The sequence below is a fragment of the Sphingomonas sp. DC1600-2 genome (assembly GCF_049897605.1).
GTDB lineage: Bacteria > Pseudomonadota > Alphaproteobacteria > Sphingomonadales > Sphingomonadaceae > Sphingomonas.
Genome location: NZ_JAFCWO010000004.1, coordinates 108,127 through 134,563, shown reverse-complemented (window position 1 = coordinate 134,563; position 26,437 = coordinate 108,127). Strand labels below are relative to the sequence as shown.

Genomic DNA, 26,437 nt, shown 5'->3' with positions numbered 1-26,437 from the left:
AGGTTCATGGATATTCGGGTTTCCGGCCATCAGGTCGAAACGGGCGCGGCGCTCAAGACCCATGTCGACGACCGGCTCCAAGCCATCGCCACCAAATATTTCGCGCGCGCCATTTCTGCGCAGGTCACCTTCGGCAAGGGACCGCACGATAATCGTTTCACCTGCGACATTGTCGCCCACGTCATGCAAGGCCTCATCTTGAAGGGACGCGGCGACGCGTCGGAGGCTCATGCCGCTTTCGAAGGGGCGGCCAGCAAGATCGAAAAGCAGTTGCGCCGCTATATGCGTCGTCTGAAGGACCGCAATGGCGGGTCTGTGACGGCTGTCGCGGTCGATGCAGGCATCGCCGCGGACAATGCGGGCTACACCCTCTTCCAGGAAAGCACCGACGAGGAAGAGGTCGAGGACCATCCTTTGATCGTCGCCGAAACACGGGTGGACGTACCCGATGCATCGGTTTCGGATGCGGTGATGATGCTCGATTTGCGTAACACCACCGCGTTGCTGTTTCGCAACAGCGGATCCGGCACCTATAATATGGTCTATCGCCGCGGTGACGGCACGATCGGTTGGGTCGAGCCGCAACGCCAAGCCTGATCGCGGTTTCTGCGCGGGCATGTCCTAACGGTATGCTCGCGCTTTCGCGGCTGCAGGATCGGCGCTATGGCCCTGCCACAAGAACCCGCCGCTACGCGGGCATGAGGATCGTAATGACCGACCTGCACGATATTCTGGCACCCGACGCGGTGCTTGAGCGCGTAAGCGCGGGAACGCGCAAGGCGTTGTTCCAGCAGCTCGCAGCGGCGGCCGCAAACATCTACGGGTTGGACGCCGGGATTGTGCAGGAGGCGGTGGCATCACGCGAGAAGTTGGGATCGACGGCTTTTGGCGGTGGTGTGGCAATTCCGCATGGCAAGGTGCCGGGCCTGACGCAGGTGCGTGGCGTGTTCGCGCGGTTGGCGCATCCCCTCGACTTCGACGCGGTCGATGATCTTCCGGTCGACGTCGTGTTCATGCTGGTGTCGCCACCCGACGCCGGAGCCACGCATCTTAAGGCTCTGGCGCGGGTGTCGCGGGCGCTGCGCGATCAGTTGCTGGTCGAAAAGCTCCGCGGTGCGGGATCGCGCGATGCGCTGGTGGCTTTGCTAACCGCCGAGCAGGTCCGTGACGCAGCCTGAGCGCAATCCCGGACCATCGGGGCAGGCGGCGCATTTTCGGGCATTGGAGGCGCTATACGCGGCTGCTCCGATCAACCGGTTGTTTGAATCGACCTTGGTCATCCCCGAGCCGGGCATCGCCCGGATCCATTTTACGATCGATGAGCGGTATTTTCATGCCGGCGGGGCCGCGCACGGGACGAGCTATTTCAAGATGCTCGACGACGCGGCCTTTTATGCGGCGAACAGCCTGGTTACGGATCGCTTCTTGTTGACCACGGCTTTCAACCTGCTGCTGACCAAGCCATTGCGCGAGGGGCCGGTAATCGCCGAAGGGCGGTGGGTTTCGGGACAACGTCGGGTGTTCGTCGCCGAGGCGCGTCTCATCGACTCCGATGGAGAGGAAGCCGCGCGCGGCACGGGAACCTTCATGCGTTCGCGGATCGCATTGGCAGGTTTACCCGGCTACCGCGCGGAATGAGCGGGGCGCTCCCCTCGCATATCCTGGTATCGGCCTTGTTGAAACGGGTGAACGATTCCGGCGGGATGGGGATGGTGCGCGCAAAGGGGGACGCGGATTCTGGATCTATCTTACTAATATTAAATGAAAATAACGGGATATCCAAAGTGATGGAGCGGGCCTTCGGCCCGCTTGGCACGACGATTTTGGTCGAGACGGGCCCTGCCGACCCGAGCGATGTGGCAGCGCGCGAGGCCTATTGGCGTAAGCGCCGCGACCGTGATCCGGATCTGTGGGTGGTCGAACTGGACATCGCGTCGGCGGAACGATTCGCCGCAGAAACGATCACGCTCGGTTGACCCGAGCCGATCTCCCCCTAGAAGACGGGGTATTAGCCACGTGCGTTGTGCCGTGTCGGGTGCGATCCGACCAGGTTACGCAGTCGGGGGGCTGTCCGGCGGGGTGACAATTGGGTCGACCCTGTCCGCGCACCAACCGCATTTTTGTAGTGTTCATGTCGTTTTCGAATCGCGTCGCAAGCATTGCGGCGCTCTCTTTGGCCGTTACCGCTCTCATCGGTCTCGGCACACCGGGCTTCGCTCAAGACCTTGGTCGTGTCATCAACGCCCAGTCTCAGCCTTCCGTTCCCCAGCCCGTTATGAATCCCGCCGTCGTGACGACGGTAACGAATACCCCCTCGCTTCCCGCCGCCAAGACCGATGACGAGCAGGACGACGACAGCGTAGCTTATGGCACGCTGGCCGCTGCGGTCGCCGCACAGGCCATTCCTGATACGATCGATGAAGAATTGCAGTGCATGGCCGGCGCGATCTATTTCGAAGCCAAAGGCGAGCCCCTCAGTGGCCAGCTTGCCGTCGCCGAAGTCATTCTGAACCGTTCGAAGTCGGGCCGCTTTCCCAAGACGGTGTGCTCGGTCGTAAAGCAGCCTGGCCAATTTTCGTTCGTGCGGGGCGGGCGGGTTCCGACCATCGCGCAGAACAAGCAATATCGCACCGCCCTCGCCGTTGCCCGCGTCGCTTTGGCGGACGCATGGGACAGCCCCGCGTCGGGCGCGATGTATTTCCACGCTCGGGGTGCCGCAGCGAGTTGGCATCGGGAGCAGGTCGCTGCGATCGGGAATCACGTTTTTTTCCGGTGACAAACGCGGGTCATATTTGACCCGTTCGTGAAATGTTCTAAGGTCGGAGGATGCTATCGTCGTCCCCCGACCCCACGCTTCCTGCATCAAGCGTGTCCGATTTCCCGTTATCTGCCGCACAGGTCGTGCGCGGCGCGGTACGGATGCTGTTGCGCCATGATCTGGTCGCGTTGGCCGAAGTGCCGTTGGACGGGAACCGCCGCGCCGATTTGATGGCGATTGACGCGCGCGGTCACATCGTGATCGTAGAGGTGAAGGTATCGCGCGCCGACCTTCTCGGCGATGCCAAATGGACCGACTATCTTGGATGTTGCGACCGCTTCTATTGGGCGGTCCCGCCCGGCTTCGATGTCACGCCGCTCCACGGAACGGCCTTTTTGCCTGAACGCACCGGTATTATCGTTGCCGATCGCTACGATGCTGCCATCGTGCGCGAGGCGCATAGCGTCCCCTTGCCTGCCGCAACCCGCAAACGCGCGACACTTGCCTTTGGACGGCGGGCCGGACGACGCTTGATCGGTTTGATCGACCCTGAGGCCGATGTCGGATTGGGGTGAAGGGTTACAGCTTAGGTCCGGAAACGGCGCGGCGTTCCTTTTTGGGCGTGGCATCGATCATCGTCGCGATTGCCGATCCGCGCGAATCCTGATGCGCATAGTCGCGCGCTGAAAATCCCTGGAGGCGATCGGCCTGGTCCGGATCGGCCCCGAGGTCGAGCAAGGCGCGCACCATCGTTGTATCGCGCCGCTGCACCGCGACGATCAGCGCCGTCTCGCCGCTGGCGTTCGCGAGGTTGATGTTGCCGCCAGCCTTTGCGAGCACCTGAATCATTTCGAGCCGGCCGAGGCGGGCGGCCAGCAGGATGCCCGATTCACCGCGACGATCTCTCAGATTGGCGTCGGCCCCTTTTGACAGGAGATAATTCAGATAGGGCATGTCGCCGCGCCGCACGACGATGTGGATCGCCCCCTCGCCTGAGTCCGAATCGCGCGTGTTGACTAAGGTTGCGCCGGGCTTGTCGAGAAAGCCGATGACCTCGTCATTCTTGCCATCCTTGATTGCTTGGAGAAATTTATAGCCAGGCGATTGGCCGAGCTGCGCGGCGGCGGGACCGGCCATGATGGCGAGGGGGGCAGTGGCGAGCAACGCAAGGGCGATGGAGGCGGTGCGGAGGGTCATCGAAAACGTCCTGGCATGGTCGAGAGACACGAGCGGTTTGGAGCAAAGCTTGCGCCTAAGGACCTAACAGATCATGGCTAGTCGCGCTATGAACCAGATCGCCCGCGCGCTTTCCGCGCTGTTTCTTGCTGTTTTGCCGGTCGCCTGTAGCGGACCCGCCACACCGGCGCGGGCACCGCTCGACGGTGTGGCTCTGGGCGGCCCGTTCACCTTGACCGATCAGGACGGCCGGACCCGTACCGATCGCGATTTCGCCGGGCGCTACCGCATCATGTATTTCGGTTACACCTTCTGCCCGGACGTGTGCCCGACCGACATGCAGACCGTCGGTGCCGGGCTGCGGCTGTTCGAGGCGAAGGATCCCGTGCGAGGGGCGAAGGTCGTACCGATCTTCGTGACCGTCGACCCAAAGCGCGATACACCGGCCGTGCTCAAGGCGTTCGTATCCGCCTTTCACCCGCGCATGGTCGGTTTGACGGGCAGCCCACAGGCGATTGCCGCCGTTGCCAAGGCGTATGGCGCGTATTTCGAGGCGGAAAAGCCCAATGCGGAGGGTGGCTATCTGGTGGCGCACGCCCGCCTTGCCTATCTTATGGATCCGGCGGGCAAGCCCGTCGCCTTGTTGCCGCAGGACAAGACGCCGCAAGACGTCGCAACCGAACTCGACCGATGGGTACGATGAGCCACGCTGATGACTAGCCGTTTCTGGGAAGAACCAATCGACACGCTCGATCGCGGCCAGTGGGAAGCCTTGTGCGATGGCTGTGGCAAATGCTGTGTCCATAAGCTGGAAGATGAAGAAACGGGCGAGCTATTGCCGACCAACGTGTCGTGCCGATTGCTCGACCGCGAGACGGCCTTGTGTTCCAATTACAAGCACCGCCATGCCTATGTCAGCGAGTGCGTGCGCTTGAGTCGATCCAATGTGCGGACGATCGACTGGCTGCCTGCGACTTGCGCGTACCGGCTGCGTGCGGCGGACGAGCCACTATATGACTGGCACTATCTGGTTTGCGGGGACCGCGAGGCGGTCCACCGCGTCGGGCAATCGGTGCGTGGCTGGACGGTGTCGGAGGACGATGCCGGTGAGCTGGAATTCCATCTGGTCGATCGCGAATTGTGAGTGCACCGCTCGAGGTCGTGCGCAACGCGCGGGCACGGCGGGCACGGTTATCGGTGGATTCGGCGACCGGCCGGGTACGGCTGGTGCTGCCGTCGCGCGCACCGTTGAAGGCTGCTTTGGCGTGGGCGGAAGGGAAAGCGGCGTGGATTGCGGCACAGCGCGCGCGCTTGCCGCAGCCACGGCCCTTCGAACCCGGCGCGCGTATCCCTTTCGGCGATGGTCATTTGATGATCCTGTGGGATGAGGCCGCTGCCCGCCGGGTTGAGCGGGACGGTAGCCTCCTGCGCTGTGGCGGCACGCGCGATGGCCTGTCGCGACGCGTGGGTCTGTGGTTGAAGCGCGAGGCCCTGCGCGTGTTGAGCGACGAGACCGCCGAGTTCGCCGCACGTGCCGGGGTCAGCGTGACCAAGGTTGCGGTTGGCGACCCCAAGACTCGCTGGGGCAGTTGCGCCTCGAGCGGCACGATCCGCTATAGCTGGCGGTTGATCCTGATGCCCGATTTCGTGCGCCGCTCGACCGTCGCGCATGAGGTGGCGCACCGCTTGCACATGAATCACAGCGCACACTTCTACCGCGTGCTCGCGTTGCTCGACGAACGCGACCCCGAGGAATCGCGTCGCTGGCTGCGCGCGAACGGTGCCGCGATTCACTGGGTCGGGCGCGAATCCTGACGATCGGCCGGCGCGTGCGTCGGGCTCGGGGCCGGGCGGGGCCCATCGCGGCCGAGGACACGATCGAGCCAGGCCTGGTCGAGTTTGTCGCCATCGCCCTTTTTCTTTTCCACTGGTGGTGGCGTATCGGATTGCTGCGGCGGCCGCGCTTCGATCGGGTTGCCATCGGCATCGACGCGCTGGCCGGGCTGCGCGGGCGGAGCCTGCCCGGGATCGACCGGATTGCCGTCGGCATCGACGAACAGGCCATTATCGGCTTCGCCGAAATAGGATTCCTGGTCGGGCTCGAGCTGGAATTCGGGTAGCGTCACTTTCGTATCGAACTGCTCGACCGGGCGGTTGGCGACGGCCACTTTCATGAAGGCGGCAAAGGCACGCGCGGGCGCGGTGCCGCCGTGCAAACCGGCAATCGGCTTGGCATCGTCGCGGCCCATCCATACGCCCGTCGTGAGCCCACTGGAAAAGCCCAGGAACCAGCCATCCTTGTTCGATGTGGTGGTGCCGGTCTTGCCCGCCACCGGGCGACCGATTTGGGCCGCTTTGCCGGTGCCGGTGTTGACGGTCGTCTGCAGCAGATCGGTCATTTCGGCGGCCACATAGGGTGCGACGAGCACATGGCTGGTGTCGACCGATTGGGCGTAGATCGTTTCTCCCGCCGCGGTCACCTTGGTGATGCCATATGGCGTCACCGCCACCCCCTTGTTGCCGACGCTGGCAAAGGCGCGCGTCATGTCGAGCAGGCGTACTTCGGAGGAACCGAGCACCATCGACGGGTGGGTGTTGACCTTGGTGGTGATGCCGAAGCGCCGCGCCATGTCGGCGATCGTGTTGAAGCCGATTTCCTGTCCGAGCTTCGCCGCCACGGTGTTGACCGAATAGGCAAAGGCGGTGCGCAGCGACATTGCGCCGCTATTGTGGCGTGAATCGTTGCGCGGGCTCCAGCCGTCGATCGTCACGGGTTCATCGACCACCTGATCCTCGGGCTTGTGCCCGGCCTCGAGCGCTGCGAGATAGACGAACAGTTTGAACGCCGAGCCCGGCTGCCGCTCCGCCTGTGTCGCGCGATTATAGTTGGACGTCACATAATCGGTGCCGCCAACCATCGCGCGGACGGCACCATCGCGGTCCATCGCCACCAGCGCACCTTGCGCGCCCTTGGGGGCATTGTCGCGGATTGCGGCATCGGCGGCGCGCTGCATAGTGAGGTCGAGCGTTGTCCACACTTCCAGCGGACGTTGCGTCTCGTCGATCAGCAGTTCCAGCTGCGGCAACGCCCAATCGGTAAAGTAGCGCACGCTGTTCTGGCGCGCCTCGGGCACGAAGGCGATCTGGTCGATTTGCGCGTCGGCAGCCTGGGCGGCGGTGATCGCCCCGGTTTGCTGCATCAGCTTGAGCACAACGCCGGCGCGCCCGCGGGCGGCATCGATGTCGGCGGTCGGCGAGTAATTGGACGGTGCCTTGACCAACCCCGCGATCACCGCCGCTTCGGTCAGGCTCAGCCGTTCGGCACCGTGACCGAAGAATTTGCGCGAGGCCGCGTCGATGCCATAGGCACCGCCACCGAAATAGACCTTGTTGAGATACAGTTCGAGGATCTGGTCCTTGCTGAACTTGCGCTCCAGCGCGAGGGCGAGAATGCCCTCGCGGATCTTTCGACCGAATTTCTTGCTGGAATTGAGGAAAATGTTACGGGCGAGCTGTTGCGTGATGGTCGATCCACCCTGCATCCAGCGCCCACGCTCGAGCCGCACCTGGACCGAGCGCACCATCCCGATCGGATCGACCCCCGGGTGCGATCGAAAGCGGCGATCCTCGACCGACACCATCGCCTCGCGCATCACTGTGGGGATGCGGTCATAGGGTAGCCACTCGCCATAGCTTGGGCCCATCGACACGATCACCGTCCCGTCGGCCGCGTGGACGCGGATCATCTGGCCATTGGGGGACGATTTCAGCTCGTCGAAACTCGGCAGCTGCCCTTCAGAGACATAGACGGTTACGATCAACGCGATGAAGGCGATCAGCGCGAGACCGCCGCTGATTTGCGCGAGCAGGACCAGACGCCGACGCCACAAGGGCGCACGCATCGAGCGAGGGGCGGGGGATGAGGAGCGAGCCATTGAGCGCTGCAGCGTTAGGCTTTGCCGGTCATTCCGGCAAGCCGTCGCCGCCGCAATCAGCCATGCGACTCGTCGCTATCAACACTCCCCCGAGCGCGAAAATCCAGGCTAAGCGAGTTCATGCAATAGCGCAGGCCTGTCGGCGGCGGACCATCGGGGAAAACATGGCCGAGATGTCCGTCACAGCGGGCGCAGCGCGCTTCGGTCCGCGTCATGCCGTGGGTACGATCGGTATGCTCGGTGACATAGTCGGGCGAGATCGGCTGGGTAAAGCTCGGCCAGCCCGAGCCCGAATCATATTTATCGGCCGAATCGAACAACGGCTGCGCGCAACCGCCGCAGCGATAGACGCCATCGGCCTTGTTGTTGTTATACCGCCCGGAAAAGGCAGGCTCTGTCCCGGCCTCGCGCAGGACATGATAGGCCTCCGGGCTCAGCTTTTTGCGCCATTCGGTTTCAGACAGGGTGAAGTGTTCCATGACGCTAATGATCCTGTGGCGCGGGTGCGCGGTCAAGTCGTGAATGCCCGATCCGCGTGAACGCGGCAATCGTATCGATCATACCAGGGAAGCGACCGAGCAGCGGCAGGAGCGCCGCCGCCAGCGCAGGCCATTCGGCTGCGTTGCGTACCGCTCCGGCCAACCGGATCGGTCGAGCCGTGGCGCTTGCGAAGCGCCTCTGGAAACGGTGTGCCCCGCCCGGCCCGTCCGCGAGATAGGCATGGCCCGCCCTGATTCCGCTCGCGATCGCGATGCCCATGCCTTCTCCGGCGAGCGAGGGGATGACTCCGGCCTGATCGCCGAGCCGGAAGAGACCCTGTGCCCCCCGCGTAGCGCGCCATCCATAAGGGACGTTGGCGATCGCGTCGATCGGCAGGCCGTCGCTGCGATATGCCAGGCGCTCGCCCAACCGGGGCTGATCGCGCGCGAGCTGGTCGAGCAGTGCGGCGGGAGATCCCGCTTCCAGCATGGCCGAGCGATGCACGGCCAGGCAGACATTGGCGCTGCCGTCCTCCTGGCGAACGATCCCGACATAGCCGCGATCGAACAGGTGCAGTTCGATCGCATCGCCGATCAGTCGATCGAGGCCGGGCGTCTGCGCGAGGCGAACGCGCAGACCCAAGACCGGGTCGTGCCCGCGCGCTTCGGCCGGGCGGGAGGTGCCTCGAACGTCGTGCTTGCCGCTGGCGAGGAACAGCGCGTCGCCGACCAGGTCGGCACCATCGTCGAGCCGCGCCGTCAAGCCGTCGATCGCCCGCGCCGCTACGCCGCGCTCGACAGCGGCACCTGCATCGATCGCGCGCTGGAGCAACACGCTGTCGAGCAGGCGGCGCGACACTCCGTGGGCGGCGCGGCGCAGCGGCGTTTCGACCAGCCGCTCGCCCGCGATCAGACGCACCGTGGTGATCCGCGCCGGGCCCAGCGCGGCAGGTTCCACGCCAAGCTTTTGTAGCGATTCGAGCGTTCGCCAGCTTAGAAAGCCGCCACAAATCGCGTCGCCGGTTTCGCGGCTGCGTTCCACCAGCAGGTGCGGGGCGCGTGCGTGCGCCAGCACGATCGCAGCGCTCGCACCTGCCGGGCCGCCGCCGACGATCAGCGCAGGTGTTCGACGCATAGCCGAAACGGAAAGGCGCGGTAGACCTGCGCGGTGACGCCTGCCTCTGCAAGGATCGGTGCCCATTCCGCGGGCCGATAGGAGCGGGCGATCGACAGGGTGCCGTCATGGCGCACGATCGGGTGCCAACGCGCCAGCGTCGCCAGAATCGGAAACCCGAAATGCGCAAAGCCGTGGCGATGGAGGTCGTTGATCAGCCATCCCTTCGCGCTCGCCCGCTCCATGAAGCGCAGAAACGCGATCAGCTGATCGTGCGTCATGTGGTGTGCGACGAGGCTGGAGATGACGAAATCCCATCTCTCGCCCGCCAGATCGGCATAGTCGCCGGTGATATAACGGATCGGTACGTCGGCGGGCGAATGCGCGGTCGCGGCGAGCGCGCTGCGGGGGTTGAGGTCGATGCCGACCAGCTCGGCCGCGATACCCCGCCGCGCGGCCCAACGCGCGATCCGGCGCAGCATGTCACCATCGCCAAAGCCGACATCGAGCAGCTTGAAACGACGCAGGCCAAGCGACCCGCGCCGCAGGAAATCTAGCGTCGGCCGCGCTGCCATCGTCACGACATTGACCTTGGCGAGGTCGCCGACCACCGCCGCATAAACCTCCGGGTCGAGATCGTCGGCGTCCATCAGCTCCTCCGCGATGGCGCGCGCGCGCAGGCTCATGCCGCGCTCCGGAAGCCGAAGCCCTCGGCGGCAAGGCCCGGGCCGAAGGCGAGCGCCACCCCGTTGCGGACCGGCGGCCCGTCGAGCAGCCGCGCCAGCACGAACATCAAGGTGGCGGAGGACATATTGCCGTAATCCGACAGCACCGCGCGCGAGGCGTCGAGCGCGTCGTCCGGCAGTTTGAGGCTATGTTCGACCGCGTCGAGGATCGATCGTCCTCCGGCATGGACTGCCCATCCATCGATCTCCAGCGGCGCGCGCCCACCGGTCGCGGCGGCGGCGAAGGCAGGGTCGCTCAGCCCGGCGGCGATGCGGGCGGGAACTTCGCCCGACAAATGCATCGCAAAGCCGTGATCGGTAATATCCCAGCGGATCAACGCCGCCGAATCGGGGAGCGTGGTCGCAAAGGGGTGGTCGAGTGCAAATCCGCGAGGGGCGGCGGTGACGAGCGCCGCTGCGGCACCGTCGCCGAATTGCAGCATGGCGAGCAGGGGTTCGAGCGCGGGATTGTCCTGCAGATGCAGCGTGGACAATTCGACACAGACCACCAACACCCGCGCGTCGGCATCGGATCGCACGATATGGCGCGCGCTGCGGAGCGCGGCGACCGCCGCGTAACATCCCATAAAGCCGATCAGCAGGCGCTCGACCGACGGCGCAAGGCCGATTCGCGCAGCGATGATCTGGTCGATGCCCGGCGCGACGAAGCCGGTACAACTCGCCACGACCAGATGGGTGATGGCATCGAGTGAAACCTGCGCGCCCAATGCCTCGATCGCAGCGATGCTCAGCTCCGGGGCCGCCTGCCCATAGCGTCGCATACGTTCGGCAGTGCCGGGCAGCACCGGATCGGCATAAAAACCGTCCGGATCGACGGGCGATCCGCCTTGCGCTCCAACGGGTAGGACGGACCAGCGATGCGCGATCGCGGCGCGCGCGGCCATCCGGTCGAAGATCCGGACGGCCCGTGCGTCAGGCAAGCGCGCGCGGGCCCAGTCAAGGAACGCCGCATGGATGTCCTGCGCCGGAACGGCGGTGCCGATCGCGGCGATGTGGGCAGTGCTGGACACATGGGACCTTTGCGGAGGCGGGCGGGAGCATCCGGCCAACGAACAACGCTACGACGGCTGCTCCGATCCGGGAAGACACCCACGTTACGCACTCGTACCTACCCTACGTTTGAGCACGGCATTTGGATGCGTCGGCGCACAAGATTTGGTCGCAAGAGGAGCAGCCGCCGCTTAATCGAGAGCATATCGAGCGCGGATGAAGGTTTCAGCTCACGCCAGTGCGGCAATCAACTCGTGCTGGCGGATCGGCTTGTCGAGCACCGCGTGAAATCCGTTCATACTGGCTATCGCGCGGAGCGTCGGGTCGGGATAAGCCGTGATCAGTATGGATCGGCCATGCCAATCACGGCGCTGCATCGACCGGAGCACCCCGATCCCGTCGCCGTCGGGCAGCCGGTAATCGGTAATCAGCCACTCGGCCGTCGACACGTCGGTATCCTCAAGCAGGGCACGCGCGCTCGCGTAAGAGCGCACATCGAAGCCGCGCCAGTGCAGCAGCAGATGCAGCGAACGCCGCACGCCTTCATCGTCCTCTACCAGCAACAATTGCGGACGCGGTCCGGTGTCGACCGCGTTGTCATCGTCCATTGGACCGCTTTCCCATGTCATCGGGGGCACGGATGGCGGTCGCGGGCAAAGTTGTCTTTACGTAGACTTCCTAGGATTGCTCTCCAAGGCCGGCGGCAAAGGCGATACGCAGCGCGTCCGACAGCGCATGGACCTCCAGCTTGGTCATTACGTTGGCGCGGTGAACTTCGACCGTGCGCGGCGAAATGCCCAAATCATAGGCGATCGTCTTGTTGGGCAACCCCTGTGCCAGCCGGTCCAACACCTCTTGTTCGCGCGGGGTGAGGCGCGCGACCCACAGCTTCGCCGCCTCGCTCGATCGTGCGGCTGCATCGGCATGCGCGATCCGCGCGAAGGCGCGGTCGATCGCCGACAGTAGCACGGCCTTTTCGAAGGGTTTTTCGATGAAGTCGACAGCACCCGTCTTCATCGCCTGAACCGCGATCGAGACATCGGCATGGCCGGTGAGGATGATGACGGGCATGGTGATGCCGCGTGCGACCAATTCCTCCTGCACCGCAAGGCCATCGATCTCCGGCATGCGCACGTCGAGCAAGACGCAACCCGGTTCCGCTGCCTTGATCTCGCGCAGGAACGCGACTCCAGACGTGTGCAAGCGTACAGCATAGCCAGAGGTTCGCAGCAGGAACCCAGCCGAACGTCGCACCGAATCATCGTCGTCGACGACATGGATCAGACGTTGGTCGCTCATGCCGCAAACTCCTCTACTGGAAGCGTGAAACGAAAGACGGTTCCGCCCGTCGGGCGCGGCTCGGCGCGGATGTGTCCGCGATGCGCTTCCACGATCGTTCGGCAGATCGACAGGCCCAACCCCATGCCTGCGGGTTTGGTGGTCGCGAAGGCCTGGAACAGTCGCGCGGCGATGTCCGGCGAAAGCCCCGGGCCCGTGTCGGCGACCGAGACTTCGACCATGGCGTTATCGAGCGCGCAGGTCGAGATCGTGATGTCGCGGACTTCCTGCCCGGCCACGGCATCGATCGCGTTCCGGATCAGGTTCACGAGAACTTGCTGGATCTGGACACGATCGACCGTGACGGTGGTAATATCGGGGGCCAGCTCGAAAAAGGCGCGAACGCCTCGTTCACGCGCGCCGATCAGGGCGAGGCGACTCGCCTCGTCGATCAATCGCGGTAGATCCTCCACCCGCCGCTCGACCTCGCCACGCGCCACGAAATCGCGCAGGCGACGGACGATCTTGCCAGCGCGCAAGGCTTCGCTGGTGGATTCCTCGATCGCCTCGCGCAGCAGCGTGGCTGCCTCGGCACCACCGGCGTCAAGCAGTTCGCGACCCGCCTCAAGATAATTGGCGATCACGGTCAGCGGCTGGTTCAATTCATGCGCCAAGGTCGAAGCCATCGTACCCATCGCACTCAGCCGCGATACGTGAATCAGCTCGGATTGGAGCTCTTTCAACCGCAATTCCGCGTGCTGCTGTTCGGTCAGGTCGTGAATGAAGCCGGTAAAGATGCGATGTCCGTCGCTATTGGCCTCGCCGACCGATAGCTTCATGGGGAATTCGGTGCCGTCGCGACGCTGGCCGACGACGATGCGACCGATGCCGATAATGCGGCGCTCCCCGGTTTCGCGATAATGGGCGATATAACGGTCATGCCGTGCGGCATCCGATGGCGGCATCAGGATTTCGACATTCGCTCCCACGACCTCGGCTTCGCTGTAGCCGAACAGGCGCTCGGCGGCGCTGCTGAACGACAGGATGATGCCGCGCTCGTCGATAACGATCATCGCATCGGGGACGGTTGCGAGGATCGAGCGTAGGTGCAATTCGCTGCGCGCCAGTGCGGCGGCGGCTGCCTGGCGGCCCGTGATGTCATAGATCATCTGCCCGAAGCCGCGCAGCGTCCCATTGGCGCTGTGGATCGCGGTGATCGCGACGTCGGCGAAGAATTCGGAACCATCCTGACGCACCCGCCAGGTGTTTTCCCGCAGGCGACCACGCGCGCGAACCTTGGCCATGTCCGCATCGGGCTTGGCTGCGCCGCGATCTTGCAGACTATAGAGCTTTTCGCCGCTTTGGCCGATCACGGCATCGGGCCGATATCCAAACAAGATCTCTGCTCCCACATTCCAAGACCGGATCCGTCCCTCGGTATCCAGCACGAACATGGCGCGGTCGGTTGCGCCCTCGACGAAGAGCGCGAGCGTTTCGGGGTCTACCGTATCGCCGATCGCCATATCTGTGTCTTTGCCGTCCACGTGCTGTGCGTCCCATCCGTGAATCCACCTAGGTCCCTGTTTTGCGCCGGATCAAATCCGCGAGCGCGCCATGGCCATACCCAGCCATAGAACTTAAACACGGAGGACCCTATGCGCACATATAGATTTTTGGCGCTCGCAGCTGTTTCGACGGCGATCGTCGCGTCGCCCGCTTATGCCGAAAAGGGCGACGTCCTGGTGCGCGTACGCGCAATCGTCGTCGCGCCCAACGAACGCAGCGGCCCGGTGACTCCGGCGTTTCCTGGCAGCAAGGTCGGGGTGTCGGATTCGGTGATGCCGGAAATCGACTTCACCTACATGGCGACCAAGCACATCGGTGCCGAGCTGATCCTCGCGACGACCGAACACAAGGCACAGGGCCGGGGCACCCTCTCCGGCGTTCCGACTCTGGCCAAGACCTGGGTGCTGCCGCCTACGCTGACGCTGCAATATCACTTCCTGCCCGATGCCAAAATCCGGCCCTATGTAGGCGCGGGCATCAACTACACGATCTATTATTCGACCAAGGCCAGCGACGAACTGGTCAAGGCGATCGGGCCGACCAGCGTCCATATGAATGACAGTGTTGGCTATGCGCTGCAGGCCGGCACCGATATCGACATCACCAAAAAAGTGTTCTTGAACCTCGACGTCAAATATATCGGGATGAAGACCACTGCGCGGCTCAACACTGGCGGCGCGATCAACACCGCGCGGATCGATATCGATCCGTTGGTGTTCGGCGTGGGCTTGGGCTTCCGCCTCTAAATCTAAATCCCCCGCCTCCAATCCCCCCGGGCCGCCAGTGCGACCCGGGGTTTTTGTTGGTCAATGCGCGAGCAGCGTCGGCACCGGGCATTCTGCCAGCATCCGCCGCGTAACCCCGCCGAACAAGGCCTCGGTCAGGCGCGCATGGCCGAACCCGCCCATCACCAGATAGTCCGCTGCCTGATTGCCGATTTCGTTCAGGATCACCGTGCTCGCGCTGTTGCCGCCCGCGGCCAGCGTGCTGACCACCGGTTTGACGCCATGCCGCGACAGGTAAGTAGCGGCGTCGCCTGCGGGCAGCGCAACCGAGCCGTCGTCAATCTCGAGCAACGTTACCGATTTGGCGAGCTGCAACAGCGGGACGGCGGCGCGGAGCGCGGCTTCCGCTTCCGGAGAACCATCCCATGCGACCACCGCAGTGCCGGTGAGATCAAGGCCGGTGGCGTCTTCGGGCACCGCCAGGATTGGCCGATTGGTGCGGATCAGCAGTTCGCCCGGCAAGTTCGCCATGTCGTGCGTCGCGAAATTGGGGAGTTTTTCGCTGACCACGATGATGTCGCTGAGCCGCGCCGCCCGCACCACCTGATCACCGAGGTTGCCGGCGACGTCGATCCAGTCCCATGGCACGTCCTCATGCGACAGGCGCGGTTCGATCCGTCTGCGGTTGCGGGCTTCGGCCGCGCGCTCGTCTTCCATCAACAGCGCAGCGCCACCCAGCGATACGTAATCGTCCATCACCTCCGGGGCGATCGATACGTCGAGACAGGTGAGATGGCCCCGCAGGCCGCGAGTCAGGTCCAGCGCCACTTGCAGGCGCCCTTCCTGTCCCGAATCATCGTGTACCAGCAGCAGGATGCTTTTCATCGGTCGGCTCCTCGCATTGAGAGCAGCCAGGATTGGGCGATCCCGATCTTCGAACAATGCGTAGCTTTACGGACCGCTCACACCGCAGTGCTGAAACGCGCTTCACGCGCCTGCAGCGCGGTGTCGAACGCCGAAGCGACGAGACGCGCATAGGGCCGACCCACCGGGCTGATCGTTACGGTCGTGCCCCGCGTCAGGACGAGGCCGCGTTCGGCGAACTCTGCCAGCCGGTCCATGTCCCCAATTACGGCGCGACTGCTTTGGCCGTGTTCGGCGGCGACCTCCGCAACATCGACGCGACCGGTACAGAGCAGCCGCTCAATCAACGCCCCGCGCATGCGGTCCTCGGGCGTGCGCAGCAAGCCGCGCGATCCCATCAGCAACCCGTTGGCGGCTCCCACCCGATAGCTGCCGACATGCTTCTCATTTTGCAGGAACAGCCCGTCAAACTGGCTGATCGCGGAGGCTCCAAGGCCGATCAACGTGGTTGCGCGATCGTCGGTGAAACCCTGAAAATTGCGGCGCAGCGTGCCGTCGCGCGCGGCGCGGGCGAGCGAATCTTCGGCGCGCGCGAAGTGATCGAAGCCGATCGCCTCGAACCCTGCTCCGATCAGCAAGTCATGCGCCAGTGCGCTTTGCCAGAAGCGCGCTTCGGCATCAGGAAGGAGTGTATCATCGATCCGGCGCTGTCGCGGCAGGAGCTGCGGCATATGCGCGTAACCGAACATCGCCACCCGATCGGGCGCGAGCAGAAAGGCAGCAGAGAGCGTTGCCGCGATATCGTCGAGCGTCTGGCCGGGCAGGCCGTACATCAGATCGAGGTTGAACCGGGCGATCCCTGCACGGCGCGCGTCGGCCATTGTCTGGGCAATCTGACGCCATGGCTGCAGCCGCCCGATCCTGGCCTGGACCTGGGGCGAAAAGGTCTGCGCGCCGATGCTGAGGCGCGACACCCCCGCCGCTGCATAGCTCTGCGCCGTTTCTTGTGTGAAGTGCCGGGGGTCGATCTCGACCGCCCATTCGGCATCGGCGGCGATCGCGAAATGCCGCCGCAAGGTCGCGCTGAGCGCGAGAAAGGCGGTTGGCGACATGGCATTGGGGCTGCCGCCGCCGAAATGCACAGATCCGACCGGCGCGCGGAGCATACTGCCAACGCGCGCGATCTCTCCCTCAAGCGCGGCGAGATAGCTGTCCATTCGTGCCGGGCGGCCAAGCGCACCGGTGTTGCACCCGCAATACCAGCAGATTTCATGGCAATAGGGGATGTGCAGGTAAAGCGAGACCGGTGTGTCGTCGGCGACACTGGCAAGGGCGGCAGCGTGCGCATCGGGCAGCGGCTTGAACGCCGCTGCCGTCGGGTAGCTGGTATAGCGTGGGACGGTGCGTCCGGCCAGATCGGGATAATAGCGGTGCATGATGGCGGCAGCGTGCATCGGCAATGCCCTTCGGGATTTGACGGCAATCAAGGAAAGCGCCGCTTCAGCGCCGTAGATCGCGTGCTGGATCATTAAAAACGGGAGAGCGCGATGCTGTCGGACACTTGGTTTCTGGGCCTCGTGGTTGGGGCAACGGCCTGCTTCATGGCGGTGATGCTGTTCGCTTCGGTCAGCGATCGCGATCCGAACCCGCCACCCGGCACCGAATAGTCATTCGACCCTCCCTCCTGGCCGCTGCGGTACCCCTGCCGCAGCGGCCTTTTTGGTCAGGCGTCGCCATCGTCGGGCAAGTGGAATTCATGCCACAAGCCATTGAGGATGCCGAAGCCGACAGCGAGGCCGAGGCCGAGAACCCAAGTGAAATACCACATCGATCGCGGTCCTTTTCTTAGTAGAAGTCATGGCTGGCGGCGATCGCGCGCTCGCTCACCCGGCCGAACATCACGCGGTACGCCCACGCGGTGTAGGCGAGCACGATCGGCAGGAAGACGACCGTCACGATCACCATCAGGAACAGCGTCGATTCGCTCGATGAGGCGTTCCACACCGTCAGGCTCGAATGCGCGTCGATGCTGGATGGCAGGATGAAGGGAAACATCGACAATCCGACCGTCGCGATGATACCTGCGGCCGACAGTGTGGATCCGGCAAAGGCCGCAGGCTCGCTCTTGGCGCGAATGCCGACCAGCGCCAGCGCCGCGCCGACAAAGCCCAGCACAGGTGCCACCAGCATCCACGGATGCGCCGCATAATTGTTAAGCCACGCGCCGCCGGACGCGACCGAGGTTGAGCGCAGCGGGTTGGAAGGGCCGCTCGGATCGACTGCGGAGGTCAGCTCGAAACCCATGCCGCCGCGCGCGACGAACAGTCCGCCAAGCGCGAACAGCACGATCGAGGCGATAGCGGCACCCGTGCCATACAGGCGAGCCCGGTCTTGCACGGCACCGCGCTCGACCTTCATCGCCAGCCATGCGCTGCCATGCAGCACCAGCATTGCCACCGACAACAACCCGCAAAGAAGCGTGAACGGCGTGAACAGGCCGAGCAAACCGCCTTCATAGCTGGCGCGCATGTCGCTATCGATGCGGAACGGCGCGCCTTGCAGGACATTGCCGACCGCGACGCCGAACACCAGAGCAGGAACGAAGCCGCCAACGAACAACGCCCAGTCCCAGCCGCTGCGCCAGGCGCGCCCTGGCCGTTTCGACCGATATTTGAACCCCACCGGGCGCAGGATCAGCGCGGCCAGCACCAGAAACATCGCAAGGTAAAAGCCCGAGAAGCTGATCGCATAGACATACGGCCAGGCGGCGAAGATCGCCCCGCCGCCGAGGATGAACCACACTTGGTTGCCTTCCCAGGTCGGCGCGACGGTGTTGATCGTCAGGCGACGTTCGCCATCGGTTCGCGCGACGAAGGGCAGCAATGCGGCAACGCCAAGGTCGAACCCGTCGGTCAGCGCAAAGCCGATTAGCAACACCCCTAGCAGCGCCCACCAGATCAGGCGCAAGGTTTCATAGTCGAACAATAGATGCATCATCATGCTCCTCAGGCAGCGGGGGCCAGGGCGGGCGCGTCGGTGGGGTGCGGCGCGGCTTCGAGCGGATCTTCGACCGGCCCGTGCGCGATGGTCGCCAGGATCAGGCGTACCTCGATCACCGCCAGCGTTCCGTACAGCGCGGTGAAACCGATGATCGTCGTCCACAGCATCGCCGGGGTCAGCGTGGAATTGGCGAGGAAGGTCGGCAGGACACCGTCAATCGCCCAGGGCTGACGGCCGAGCTCGGCGGTCACCCAGCCCAGTTCGATCGCAATCCAGGGCAGCGGGATCGCCCAGAGCGCGATGCGCTGGAACCAGCGCGCCTTCATGTGCAGGCGCAGGCTCGCGAGGAGGAAGGCGGTGGCGAACAGCGCGATCATCAGGAAGCCGATTCCGGCCATGATACGGAACGTCCAGAACATCACCGGCACGCTTGGCACGACGTCCCACGCGGTCGATGCGATCAGCGCGGGGCTGGCTTTGCCGGGATCCGCGATATGCGCCTTCAACAACAAGGCGTAGCCAAGGTTGTTGCGGTGTGCCTCGAACACGGTGCGCGCCGCGCGATCGGTCGGGTTGCGCTTCAGCACGTCGAGCGCGCGATAGGCGATCACCCCCGATTCGATCCGCTCCTGCGCCTTCAGCACCAGCTCGGACATGCCGGTGACTTCCTTGTCGACGCTGCGGGTCGCGATCAGACCGAGCACCCACGGGACCTTGACGGCATAGCGCGTGGTGCGGGTGGCGATGTCGGGCAAGCCGAACAGTGTGATCCCTGCCGGTGCCGGCTCGGTGTGCCATTCCGCCTCGATCGCGGCGAGCTTCATCTTCTGGTTGTCGGTGAGCGTGTAGCCGCTCTCGTCGCCAAGCACGACCACCGACAGCGACGACGCCAGTCCGAACGCCGCCGCGACGACGAAGGAGCGCCGCGCGACGGCGGTCCACTTCCCGCGCAGAAGATAAAAAGACGATACGCCCAGCACGACGAGCGAGGCGGCGACATATCCGGCGCTCACGGTGTGGACGAACTTTGCCTGGGCTACGGGGTTGAACAGCACTGCGCCAAAGTCGGTCACTTCCATCCGCATCGTATCGGGGTTGAAGGCCGAGCCCACCGGATTTTGCATCCAGCCATTGGCGACGAGAATCCACAGCGCGGAGAGATTGGTCCCAACCGCGACCATGAAGGTCACCGCCAGATGCCCCAGTTTCGACAAACGATCCCAGCCAAAGAACATCAATCCGACGAAGGTTGCTTCAAGGAAGAAGGCCATCAGTCCTTCGATCGCGAGCGGCGCGCCGAAAATGTCGCCGACATAATGCGAGAAATACGACCAGTTAGTGCCGAATTCGAACTCCATGGTCAGTCCGGTAGCGACGCCGAGAACGAAGTTGATCCCGAAGATCTTTCCCCAGAACCGCGTGATTTCGCGCCAGATCGCGCGGCCCGTCATCACATAGATCGCTTCCATGATGACGAGCATGAAGCTCATGCCGAGCGTCAGCGGCACGAACAGAAAATGATACAGGGCGGTTAGCGCGAATTGCAGCCGCGACAGATCGACGACACCAATATCCATGCGTGTAACTCCATCATCGCCGGTCGACGGCGCAGCCTCCCGGCACCGACGCCGGGCCTTCAACCGGAATGATGTTTAGCAGAGTATTGGGATTAGTACGTATTCGAGACGCTACTGCCGGGCGTATAGGCGGCGTTATGGCCGCACCTATCGTACAAGCCCGCGCTGGAGCGCGACGCGTATTGCCGGGCCCCGCTTTGGCCGCTGCGGCAGGCAACCGTGCCCGCGGATCGAGCGTGTGTCTGCTGGGGGACGCCGTTGCGGCGATTTTGTTTGCCGCCGGAGTCGCAGGGGGTGTCGCCGCAGTTGCGCGCGGTCTGCCGGCATGGCCCTGGGCGCTGCTGATGGGGCTGGCAGGTTTCGCCCGCGCGGCGTGTCTGTGGGGATCGCTTAGGCTGGGGAGCGGCGCGGCGGCGATTGCCAAATCCACGCTGCGGCGGACCGCTGCGCGGGCGGCGCTGCGTCGACCGGCTGGAAGTGGGTCGGTAGGCGCGCTGCTCGGTGCGGTGGTCGATGAGGTCGAGGCGATTGACGGCTACATCGCCCGTTTCCTGCCTGCGCGGCGCGCGGCGGCGATCGCACCGATGATCGTGCTGGGGGCAATCGCGTTCGCCAGTCCGGTAGCGGCACTGATCCTGCTTGGCACGCTGATACCTTTCATCGGGGCGATGATCCTTGCAGGCGGGGCGGCAGCGGACCAGTCGCGGCGACAATTCGATGCGCTGTCGCGCCTGTCTGGCCTGTTCGCCGATCGAGTCCGCGGCTTGCCGGTGATTCTCGCCTTTCACGGCGAATCCCGCGAGGCCGAGCGCCTCGGATATGTCGCACGGGAGGTTGCGGCGCGGACGATGCGGGTGCTTCGCGTCGCCTTCCTGTCCTCGGCGTCGCTGGAATTTTTCGCCGCGCTGTCGGTGGCGTTGGTCGCGGTCTATGCCGGGTTTGCTTTGCTTGGGCAGTTGCCCTTTCATGCTCCCGAACGGCTCGATTTGGTGCGCGCATTCTTCGTGCTGGCGCTGGCCCCGGAATTTTACGCGCCGATGCGCCGCCTCGCTGCTGCCTATCACGACCGACAGGCGGCCGAGACCGCCAGTGCACGGCTGGCCGCGCTCGATGCGGCGGCCATGCCGCCTGTAAGGGAAGGTCTTGCGGTGGTGGCGGCCCCGGCGATCGCGTTCGACCACATCACCATCCGTTACCCGGGGGAGGAACGCGATGCGGTCGGCGACTTGTCGATCGATATTCGGCCGGGCGAGATCGTCGCGCTGGTCGGGCCCTCGGGAAGCGGCAAAAGCAGTTTGCTGCACCTGTTGCTTGGGCTGGTTCCGGCGCAGGAGGGTCAGGTTACCATCGATGGCAAGCCGCTTCTGGAGATCGGCAGCGTCGCCCCTTTCGCGGCCTGGGCGGGGCAGGCTCCGCTCATGCTCGCGGGGTCGATTGCCGACAATATCCGGCTGGGACGCGCGGATGCGGCACCCGCCGAGGTCGCGGCGGTGGCGGCGGCGGTCGGGCTGGAGGATGCCCTGGCGCGGCGCGTCGGTGGGCTCGAGGAGCGGCTCGATCATCGCGGTGGCGGCTTGTCGGGCGGCGAGCGCCGTCGCATCGGGGTGGCGCGCGCGCTGCTGAAGGACGCGCCGCTCCTGCTGCTGGACGAGCCGACCGCCCATCTTGACCACGCCGCCGAGGCCGCGCTGATCGCCGTCATTGCCCGTGCCTGTGTCGGGCGTACTGTTATTATCGCGACGCACAGCGCCGCGCTGGCCGCACTTGCTGATCGCATCGTCGATCTCGGGGGTGTTGCGTGAACGGCACGTTGAAAGATTTGCTGGCCGACCGTCCACGCACCGAACGACAAGCGGTTCGCCGCGCCGTTCTGTGTGCTGCCTTGGTGGCGGTCGCCTCGGTCGCGCTGCTCGCCTTATCGGGGTGGTTCCTCACGGCGGCGGCGCTCGCGGCGGGGGCCGGGACGGCGCTGGCGTTTAATTACATGCTGCCCAGTGCCGCGATCCGGCTGTTTGCGATCGTGCGGACCGGTGCGCGCTATGGCGAAAGGCTCGCCAGCCATGATGCGGCCCTGTCGGCGATTGCGCGGGTGCGCCCGGCGCTGTTCGCCGCGCTCGCGGCGACACCGGTGGCGCGCGCGCTGAGCCTGTCGACCGGGGAAGCCTCCACCCGTTTGGTGCAGGATGCGAGTGCGATCGAAACGGCGCTGGTGCTGCGATCGGGTACAGTCGGCGGGGCCGTGGCGATCCTGTCGGGCGGAGCCTTGATCGCGCTCGCCGGCCCGCTTCCGGTCGTCGCCGTCGCGCTGGTCGCGGTCCTGCTGTACGCGGCGATCTGGACGGTGTCGCGCGAGCTCGAGGCCAGCGGAAGTGCGCTGTTGCGCGAGGCGGAACGGCTAAAGGCCCAGACCGCCGCTCTGGTCGAGGGCGCGGCCGAGCTGCGCTGTTATGCGCTGGAAGATTGGGCCGTGGCGCGCATCGTCGACGGCGGCACCGCACTCGCCGCCGCCCAACGGCGCGACAGCGATGTGCGTGCGTGGATCGAGGTGGCGTCGCCGGTTGCGATCGGGGGTGGGGCGGCGTTGGCGCTGGTCTTGGCGGCACCCCAAGGGGCGGCGATCGCTGCCTTGGCCGCGCTGGCGGCGGCGATGGCGCTTGACGGCCTGGCACCCGCGATCCGGCAAGTGACGCAAGCGCGCGCCGCGCACGCCGCTTATGCTCGGCTCGGCGCGTTGCTCGAGGACGCCCCCCGGACCACCGTACCAACGGTCGCGCTGAAACCAGACCTGATCCTTCGCGGTACGCCGATTGCGCCGCCAGCGCGGATTGCGCTGCGGGGGGTGTCAGGTAGCGGCAAGTCCAGCCTGGTCGAACGGTTGGTCGGGCTGCGTACCCCGATCGCGGGCGAAGTGGCGCTGGGCGGGGTCGATATCGCTTTGCTGCCCGCGACCACGTTGCGAGCGTCGTTCGCGTGGCTGCCGCAGGATGCGGCACTGCTGGCGGGGACGGTGCGCGACACGCTGTTGCTGGCGCAGGCCGATGCGCCGGATGCGGCGTTGTGGGAAGCGCTGGAGGATGCCGCCTTTGCGGAGCGGGTGCGCGCCATGCCGCAGGGGCTGGATAGCTGGATCGGCGACAATGGGGCGAGTCTGTCCGGCGGTGAACGGCGGCGGTTGGCGCTTGCGCGGGCGTATCTCAAGCCCGCGCCGTGGCTGCTGCTGGACGAGCCGACCGAGGGCCTCGACTCCGTCACCGCACGGATCGTTCTCGAACGGTTGGACGATCGGTTGCGGCGGCGCGGGCAGGGGCTGCTGATCGTGAGCCATGCGCCGCTGACACCGGCGCTGGCGCTGGATGGTGAAATTATGCCCGCTTCGCGGACCGCGGCTTCAGACCATAGGGGCGTGCTGTTCGTCGGCTGAAATCTCGCTAGGGTGTCGGTTGGAGGGGATCGATGACCCGATGAGATTGCGGTGGTTGGCGATTGTTGGGCTGTTGGCGATGAGCGCCTGCTCGCGGGCTCCAGCGGGCGCGCCCGTTCAACACGCGTGTGCCACGTTCGCGCCCGGAGCGATGCGCTGGATTCCGGCGGGGCGCTTCGTCCAGGGGGAAGATCCGCATTATCCTGAAGAAGGACCGCCACGCACCGTCACCGTGCCCGGCTTCTGGATCGACACGCATGAGCTGACCAACGCCGAATTCGCCACCTTCGTGAGGGCGACCGGCTATCGCACGATGGCGGAACGGAGACCGCCGGTTCTGCCGGGCGCGCCGCCCGAGATGCGGGTCCCGGGGTCGGCGGTGTTCGCGGTCCCGTCCGGCGACGATCCGCGCTGGTGGCGGTGGGTGGTGGGGGCGACGTGGCAACATCCGGCGGGCCCGAACGAATCGATCGTCGGCAAGGGTACGACTCCCGTCGTCCAGATCGCCTATGAAGATGCCGAGGCCTATGCGCGCTGGGCGGGCAAGGCCCTGCCGACCGAAGCGCAATGGGAATATGCCGCGCGGGGTGGCCAGCCTGCTTTGCCCGAACCGATCGACGCGCACGGCACGCCGACCGCCAATTACTATCAAGGCGTGTTCCCGGCCCGCGATCTTGGCATCGATGGCTATCGCGGTCGCGCGCCGGTCGGATGCTTCCCTGCCAACGGCTATGGCCTGTACGACATGATCGGCAATGTGTGGGAATGGACCAGCGGGGTTGCCGACGGCGACCGGCGTGTGATCAAGGGCGGGTCGTATCTATGTGCCGCCAATTATTGCGCGCGCTACCGCCCGGCGGCACGGCAATTTCAGGAATTGGGGCTCGGCACCGATCATATCGGTGTGCGGCTGGTCGACAATCGCCGCGCGCCGCCGGGTTGATCGACGCGGACCGCAGGCCGGCTCAATCGTCGATATGGGCGAGGATCGCTTCGATGAGCCGCACCACCACGGCGCGGGCCTCGGCAATGGTCAATTCCTGGTCGTGCCGCAACAAGCGCCATGTCTGAAAGCTGAGCGGCACATTCAGCGCATCGACGAGCGTGGTGTCGGCAAGGACGTGCGGCGGCAGCACCGCTTCGAGCGAGCTGCGCTCCAGCCGCAGCATGCGGCGATAATCCTGCATCAGGAATTCCGACTGGAAGCGTTTGATATTGGCCGAGATACGGAAGGGCAGGATTGCCTCGAAGACGAGCGCGCGACGTTGAGTGATTTCCAGCAGCCGGTCGCGCCAGCTCGCCCCCGTCAAGGGTTTGAGCGCCATCGGCAAGACCTGTGCTTCGATGACCTGGGACATTTCGCTGTAGAGCGTGTCCATATCGGCAAAGTGCCGGAACACAGACCGCAAGCCGACACCGGCGGTTTCGGCGACGCGCGCAGCGCTCGGGGCGATATCGCCTTTGCCGACGAGATGGAGCATCGCGGCGACGATCTTGGCGCGGCTGTTTTCACTGCGCGCACGGCGCCCGTCGGCTGCTGAGTTGTCTTTTGGTCCAGAGACCGGCGTCATACTGCGCTTCATATCCACGTGGTGCGCTTATCCCTCTGATCCACCTCGGTCTATTGTCCTCCCAATGTGGCATTGAATGTGTCATAATTTTGTCGCAGGCTCAACCGCAACGACATACGCCCAAGGGAGGAGGGTGGCCGAATGCGCAAATACGGGAAGTGGGCGTTGGCCGTTGCCCTGATTGGCCTTGTCGGGATGACGCTGGTCAGCCTCTTCCAGCGGCAAATCGCGACCGCCATGCTGGCGTGGATTGTCGATGCGCGGGTGGGGCGAGACGGTACCGAGACATTGCCGGATGGACTGCATGTCGCGTTGTGCGGAACGGGTTCGCCTTTGCCCGATCCGACCCGGGCGGGGCCATGTTCGGTGGTGATCGCGGGGAAGCACCTTTTCGTGGTCGATATCGGCGAAGGCGGCGCACGCACGATCGTTGGGATGGGTTTGCCGATCGGGCGAATTGAGGGGCTGTTCCTGACGCATTTCCATTCGGATCATATCGACGGACTCGGTCCGTTGATGTTGCAAAGCTGGATCGCGAGCTCCGCCACGTCCCCGCTACCGGTGCACGGTCCGGTCGGAGTGGAGGCGGTAGTGGCGGGATTCGATGCGGCCTATGCGACCGACTCACGGTATCGCACCGCGCATCATGGTGCCGGCGTCGCACCCCCGAGCGGCGCAGGTGCGGGGGCGATTCCGTTCGCCATGCCCAAGCCCGATGCGCCCGAGGTCGTGTTCGCACATGATGGGCTGCGGGTTACCGCCTTCTGCGTCGATCATGGCCCGGTTCGCCCGGCGGTCGGCTATCGCTTCGACTATAAAGGCCGTTCGGTTGTATTCAGCGGGGATACGGGGCCAAGCGCATCGCTGGTTGCGGCGGCCAAGGGAGCGGACCTGCTGGTCCATGAGGCCTTGCAGCCGCAGCTGGTCGGCTTGTTGACCGCTGCGCTTGAGCGGAACCATCGCTACAATCTGGCGCAAGTCACGCGCGATATTCGCAACTATCACACGACACCCGAGCAGGCTGCGGATGCTGCAAAAGCCGCCGGAGTAAAGCGGCTGGTGCTCAATCATATCGTGCCGCCATTGCCTTTGCGCTTCGCCTATCCGGCGTTTCTGGGGGACTCCGCGCACCATTTCGCGGGGCCGATTACCGTGGGCGAGGACGGGATGCTGTTTAGCCTGCCCGCCGGCACGACCACCATCTCACAAAGCAGGCTCGAGTGACGCGCGCGGTCCA

General features: G+C 64.9%; 29 protein-coding genes. 14 read left to right on the top strand and 15 right to left on the bottom strand.

The window, feature by feature from the left end; translation table 11 throughout:
• The first annotated feature begins 6 nt into the window (after positions 1-6).
• The 6 genes from hpf to ACP7BL_RS10590 all read left to right on the top strand — a co-directional run bounded on the left by hpf (position 7) and on the right by ACP7BL_RS10590 (position 3,333).
• A complete protein-coding gene (gene hpf / locus ACP7BL_RS10615; RefSeq protein WP_033967496.1) occupies positions 7-597 on the top strand; it encodes a ribosome hibernation-promoting factor, HPF/YfiA family in 591 nt (196 codons plus the stop codon).
• A 113-nt stretch (positions 598-710) separates the two neighbouring features.
• Entirely contained in the window at positions 711-1,178 is a 468-nt protein-coding gene (locus ACP7BL_RS10610; RefSeq protein WP_126849181.1) for a PTS sugar transporter subunit IIA, read from the top strand.
• The gene (locus tag ACP7BL_RS10605; protein ID WP_033967495.1) at positions 1,165-1,638 is read left to right on the top strand and encodes a PaaI family thioesterase; all 474 of its coding nucleotides are present in this window, start codon (positions 1,165-1,167) and stop codon (positions 1,636-1,638) included. The genes ACP7BL_RS10610 and ACP7BL_RS10605 overlap by 14 nt, the downstream gene beginning before the upstream one ends.
• The gene (locus ACP7BL_RS10600; RefSeq protein ID WP_033967494.1) at positions 1,635-1,976 is read left to right on the top strand and encodes a DUF1491 family protein; all 342 of its coding nucleotides are present in this window, start codon (positions 1,635-1,637) and stop codon (positions 1,974-1,976) included. Before ACP7BL_RS10605 ends, ACP7BL_RS10600 begins: the two co-directional genes overlap by 4 nt.
• Positions 1,977-2,290: 314 nt before the next feature.
• The gene (locus ACP7BL_RS10595) at positions 2,291-2,776 is read left to right on the top strand and encodes a cell wall hydrolase (protein WP_231565385.1); all 486 of its coding nucleotides are present in this window, start codon (positions 2,291-2,293) and stop codon (positions 2,774-2,776) included.
• Positions 2,777-2,826: 50 nt separating this feature from the next.
• Positions 2,827-3,333 (top strand): MmcB family DNA repair protein, encoded by a 507-nt coding sequence (locus tag ACP7BL_RS10590; protein WP_126849179.1) that lies wholly within the window; start codon positions 2,827-2,829, stop codon positions 3,331-3,333.
• A gap of 4 nt (positions 3,334-3,337) precedes the next feature.
• Here the strand turns inward: ACP7BL_RS10590 and ACP7BL_RS10585 are convergent, their stop codons facing one another.
• The gene (locus ACP7BL_RS10585) at positions 3,338-3,955 is read right to left on the bottom strand and encodes an ankyrin repeat domain-containing protein (RefSeq protein ID WP_033967492.1); all 618 of its coding nucleotides are present in this window, start codon (positions 3,953-3,955) and stop codon (positions 3,338-3,340) included.
• Between the two features lie 73 nt (positions 3,956-4,028).
• Between ACP7BL_RS10585 and ACP7BL_RS10580 the strand changes: the two genes are divergently transcribed.
• Genes ACP7BL_RS10580 through ACP7BL_RS10570 form a run of 3 tightly spaced genes read left to right on the top strand, consistent with a single transcriptional unit; the run spans position 4,029 to position 5,749 of the window.
• The gene (locus ACP7BL_RS10580; RefSeq protein ID WP_033967491.1) at positions 4,029-4,637 is read left to right on the top strand and encodes an SCO family protein; all 609 of its coding nucleotides are present in this window, start codon (positions 4,029-4,031) and stop codon (positions 4,635-4,637) included.
• 9 nt (positions 4,638-4,646) lie between these two features.
• Positions 4,647-5,078 (top strand): YcgN family cysteine cluster protein, encoded by a 432-nt coding sequence (locus tag ACP7BL_RS10575; RefSeq protein WP_033967490.1) that lies wholly within the window; start codon positions 4,647-4,649, stop codon positions 5,076-5,078.
• The gene (locus tag ACP7BL_RS10570; RefSeq protein ID WP_033967489.1) at positions 5,075-5,749 is read left to right on the top strand and encodes a M48 family metallopeptidase; all 675 of its coding nucleotides are present in this window, start codon (positions 5,075-5,077) and stop codon (positions 5,747-5,749) included. Before ACP7BL_RS10575 ends, ACP7BL_RS10570 begins: the two co-directional genes overlap by 4 nt.
• On the opposite strand, the gene ACP7BL_RS10565 is transcribed toward ACP7BL_RS10570, so the two are convergent.
• From ACP7BL_RS10565 to ACP7BL_RS10530, 8 genes are all read right to left on the bottom strand, one after another.
• Positions 5,725-7,869: a transglycosylase domain-containing protein gene (locus tag ACP7BL_RS10565; RefSeq protein WP_260591655.1), complete on the bottom strand. Its 2,145-nt coding sequence runs from the start codon at positions 7,867-7,869 to the stop codon at positions 5,725-5,727. The genes ACP7BL_RS10570 and ACP7BL_RS10565 overlap by 25 nt on opposite strands.
• A gap of 56 nt (positions 7,870-7,925) precedes the next feature.
• Complete coding sequence (gene msrB, locus ACP7BL_RS10560) at positions 7,926-8,348, bottom strand: peptide-methionine (R)-S-oxide reductase MsrB (RefSeq protein ID WP_033967488.1); 423 nt, start codon at positions 8,346-8,348, stop codon at positions 7,926-7,928.
• 4 nt (positions 8,349-8,352) lie between these two features.
• Positions 8,353-9,483 (bottom strand): NAD(P)/FAD-dependent oxidoreductase, encoded by a 1,131-nt coding sequence (locus ACP7BL_RS10555; RefSeq protein WP_426258295.1) that lies wholly within the window; start codon positions 9,481-9,483, stop codon positions 8,353-8,355.
• Entirely contained in the window at positions 9,462-10,148 is a 687-nt protein-coding gene (locus ACP7BL_RS10550; RefSeq protein WP_126849176.1) for a methyltransferase domain-containing protein, read from the bottom strand. Before ACP7BL_RS10550 ends, ACP7BL_RS10555 begins: the two co-directional genes overlap by 22 nt.
• Positions 10,145-11,218, bottom strand: coding sequence for a type III polyketide synthase (locus ACP7BL_RS10545; protein WP_137903134.1), 1,074 nt, complete (start codon positions 11,216-11,218; stop codon positions 10,145-10,147). The genes ACP7BL_RS10550 and ACP7BL_RS10545 overlap by 4 nt, the downstream gene beginning before the upstream one ends.
• A 210-nt stretch (positions 11,219-11,428) precedes the next feature.
• The gene (locus ACP7BL_RS10540; protein ID WP_033967486.1) at positions 11,429-11,806 is read right to left on the bottom strand and encodes a response regulator; all 378 of its coding nucleotides are present in this window, start codon (positions 11,804-11,806) and stop codon (positions 11,429-11,431) included.
• A gap of 70 nt (positions 11,807-11,876) precedes the next feature.
• Entirely contained in the window at positions 11,877-12,497 is a 621-nt protein-coding gene (locus ACP7BL_RS10535) for a response regulator transcription factor (RefSeq protein WP_033967485.1), read from the bottom strand.
• A complete protein-coding gene (locus tag ACP7BL_RS10530; protein ID WP_426258294.1) occupies positions 12,494-13,999 on the bottom strand; it encodes a PAS domain-containing sensor histidine kinase in 1,506 nt (501 codons plus the stop codon). Before ACP7BL_RS10530 ends, ACP7BL_RS10535 begins: the two co-directional genes overlap by 4 nt.
• A gap of 132 nt (positions 14,000-14,131) precedes the next feature.
• Between ACP7BL_RS10530 and ACP7BL_RS10525 the strand changes: the two genes are divergently transcribed.
• Positions 14,132-14,788 (top strand): OmpW/AlkL family protein, encoded by a 657-nt coding sequence (locus ACP7BL_RS10525; protein WP_209515872.1) that lies wholly within the window; start codon positions 14,132-14,134, stop codon positions 14,786-14,788.
• A 60-nt stretch (positions 14,789-14,848) separates the two neighbouring features.
• Here the strand turns inward: ACP7BL_RS10525 and ACP7BL_RS10520 are convergent, their stop codons facing one another.
• The 5 genes from ACP7BL_RS10520 to ACP7BL_RS10500 all read right to left on the bottom strand — a co-directional run bounded on the left by ACP7BL_RS10520 (position 14,849) and on the right by ACP7BL_RS10500 (position 20,208).
• A complete protein-coding gene (locus ACP7BL_RS10520) occupies positions 14,849-15,652 on the bottom strand; it encodes a universal stress protein (protein WP_426258293.1) in 804 nt (267 codons plus the stop codon).
• Between the two features lie 77 nt (positions 15,653-15,729).
• Positions 15,730-17,067, bottom strand: coding sequence for an oxygen-independent coproporphyrinogen III oxidase (gene hemN / locus ACP7BL_RS10515; RefSeq protein ID WP_137902545.1), 1,338 nt, complete (start codon positions 17,065-17,067; stop codon positions 15,730-15,732).
• A gap of 287 nt (positions 17,068-17,354) precedes the next feature.
• A complete protein-coding gene (gene cydX / locus ACP7BL_RS10510) occupies positions 17,355-17,459 on the bottom strand; it encodes a cytochrome bd-I oxidase subunit CydX (protein WP_010405986.1) in 105 nt (34 codons plus the stop codon).
• A gap of 17 nt (positions 17,460-17,476) precedes the next feature.
• A complete protein-coding gene (gene cydB / locus ACP7BL_RS10505; protein ID WP_033965554.1) occupies positions 17,477-18,625 on the bottom strand; it encodes a cytochrome d ubiquinol oxidase subunit II in 1,149 nt (382 codons plus the stop codon).
• An 11-nt stretch (positions 18,626-18,636) separates the two neighbouring features.
• Positions 18,637-20,208 (bottom strand): cytochrome ubiquinol oxidase subunit I, encoded by a 1,572-nt coding sequence (locus tag ACP7BL_RS10500; RefSeq protein ID WP_137902485.1) that lies wholly within the window; start codon positions 20,206-20,208, stop codon positions 18,637-18,639.
• 137 nt (positions 20,209-20,345) lie between these two features.
• On the opposite strand from ACP7BL_RS10500, the gene cydD reads away from it, so the two are divergent.
• The 3 genes from cydD (at position 20,346) to ACP7BL_RS10485 (ending at position 24,572) form a co-directional block, all read left to right on the top strand.
• On the top strand, positions 20,346-22,010 hold the full coding sequence (gene cydD, locus ACP7BL_RS10495; RefSeq protein WP_137902484.1) for a thiol reductant ABC exporter subunit CydD: 1,665 nt from the start codon (positions 20,346-20,348) through the stop codon (positions 22,008-22,010).
• Positions 22,007-23,629, top strand: coding sequence for an ATP-binding cassette domain-containing protein (locus tag ACP7BL_RS10490; RefSeq protein WP_137902483.1), 1,623 nt, complete (start codon positions 22,007-22,009; stop codon positions 23,627-23,629). Before cydD ends, ACP7BL_RS10490 begins: the two co-directional genes overlap by 4 nt.
• A 151-nt stretch (positions 23,630-23,780) precedes the next feature.
• Positions 23,781-24,572, top strand: a complete 792-nt coding sequence (locus ACP7BL_RS10485) for a formylglycine-generating enzyme family protein (RefSeq protein ID WP_249340808.1) — start codon at positions 23,781-23,783, stop codon at positions 24,570-24,572.
• Positions 24,573-24,594: 22 nt separating this feature from the next.
• Here the strand turns inward: ACP7BL_RS10485 and ACP7BL_RS10480 are convergent, their stop codons facing one another.
• Positions 24,595-25,200, bottom strand: coding sequence for a TetR/AcrR family transcriptional regulator (locus ACP7BL_RS10480; protein ID WP_310065935.1), 606 nt, complete (start codon positions 25,198-25,200; stop codon positions 24,595-24,597).
• Positions 25,201-25,341: 141 nt separating this feature from the next.
• On the opposite strand from ACP7BL_RS10480, the gene ACP7BL_RS10475 reads away from it, so the two are divergent.
• Positions 25,342-26,424: an MBL fold metallo-hydrolase gene (locus ACP7BL_RS10475; protein ID WP_426258292.1), complete on the top strand. Its 1,083-nt coding sequence runs from the start codon at positions 25,342-25,344 to the stop codon at positions 26,422-26,424.
• Positions 26,425-26,437 lie beyond the last annotated feature (13 nt).

Bases quoted from the DNA above. Each gene is read 5' to 3' on its own strand.
- hpf (WP_033967496.1), top strand. From the start codon at position 7: ATGGATATTCGGGTTTCCGGCCATCAGGTCGAAACGGGCGCGGCGCTC.
- ACP7BL_RS10610 (WP_126849181.1), top strand. From the start codon at position 711: ATGACCGACCTGCACGATATTCTGGCACCCGACGCGGTGCTTGAGCGC.
- ACP7BL_RS10600 (WP_033967494.1), top strand. From the start codon at position 1,635: ATGAGCGGGGCGCTCCCCTCGCATATCCTGGTATCGGCCTTGTTGAAA.
- ACP7BL_RS10590 (WP_126849179.1), top strand. From the start codon at position 2,827: ATGCTATCGTCGTCCCCCGACCCCACGCTTCCTGCATCAAGCGTGTCC.
- ACP7BL_RS10585 (WP_033967492.1), bottom strand. From the start codon at position 3,955: ATGACCCTCCGCACCGCCTCCATCGCCCTTGCGTTGCTCGCCACTGCC.
- ACP7BL_RS10580 (WP_033967491.1), top strand. From the start codon at position 4,029: ATGGCTAGTCGCGCTATGAACCAGATCGCCCGCGCGCTTTCCGCGCTG.
- ACP7BL_RS10575 (WP_033967490.1), top strand. From the start codon at position 4,647: ATGACTAGCCGTTTCTGGGAAGAACCAATCGACACGCTCGATCGCGGC.
- ACP7BL_RS10565 (WP_260591655.1), bottom strand. From the start codon at position 7,869: ATGGCTCGCTCCTCATCCCCCGCCCCTCGCTCGATGCGTGCGCCCTTG.
- msrB (WP_033967488.1), bottom strand. From the start codon at position 8,348: ATGGAACACTTCACCCTGTCTGAAACCGAATGGCGCAAAAAGCTGAGC.
- ACP7BL_RS10555 (WP_426258295.1), bottom strand. From the start codon at position 9,483: ATGCGTCGAACACCTGCGCTGATCGTCGGCGGCGGCCCGGCAGGTGCG.
- ACP7BL_RS10550 (WP_126849176.1), bottom strand. From the start codon at position 10,148: ATGAGCCTGCGCGCGCGCGCCATCGCGGAGGAGCTGATGGACGCCGAC.
- ACP7BL_RS10540 (WP_033967486.1), bottom strand. From the start codon at position 11,806: ATGGACGATGACAACGCGGTCGACACCGGACCGCGTCCGCAATTGTTG.
- ACP7BL_RS10535 (WP_033967485.1), bottom strand. From the start codon at position 12,497: ATGAGCGACCAACGTCTGATCCATGTCGTCGACGACGATGATTCGGTG.
- ACP7BL_RS10530 (WP_426258294.1), bottom strand. From the start codon at position 13,999: ATGGCGATCGGCGATACGGTAGACCCCGAAACGCTCGCGCTCTTCGTC.
- ACP7BL_RS10525 (WP_209515872.1), top strand. From the start codon at position 14,132: ATGCGCACATATAGATTTTTGGCGCTCGCAGCTGTTTCGACGGCGATC.
- ACP7BL_RS10520 (WP_426258293.1), bottom strand. From the start codon at position 15,652: ATGAAAAGCATCCTGCTGCTGGTACACGATGATTCGGGACAGGAAGGG.
- hemN (WP_137902545.1), bottom strand. From the start codon at position 17,067: ATGCACCGCTATTATCCCGATCTGGCCGGACGCACCGTCCCACGCTAT.
- cydX (WP_010405986.1), bottom strand. From the start codon at position 17,459: ATGTGGTATTTCACTTGGGTTCTCGGCCTCGGCCTCGCTGTCGGCTTC.
- cydB (WP_033965554.1), bottom strand. From the start codon at position 18,625: ATGCATCTATTGTTCGACTATGAAACCTTGCGCCTGATCTGGTGGGCG.
- ACP7BL_RS10500 (WP_137902485.1), bottom strand. From the start codon at position 20,208: ATGGATATTGGTGTCGTCGATCTGTCGCGGCTGCAATTCGCGCTAACC.
- cydD (WP_137902484.1), top strand. From the start codon at position 20,346: ATGGCCGCACCTATCGTACAAGCCCGCGCTGGAGCGCGACGCGTATTG.
- ACP7BL_RS10485 (WP_249340808.1), top strand. From the start codon at position 23,781: ATGCGCTGGATTCCGGCGGGGCGCTTCGTCCAGGGGGAAGATCCGCAT.
- ACP7BL_RS10480 (WP_310065935.1), bottom strand. From the start codon at position 25,200: ATGACGCCGGTCTCTGGACCAAAAGACAACTCAGCAGCCGACGGGCGC.
- ACP7BL_RS10475 (WP_426258292.1), top strand. From the start codon at position 25,342: ATGCGCAAATACGGGAAGTGGGCGTTGGCCGTTGCCCTGATTGGCCTT.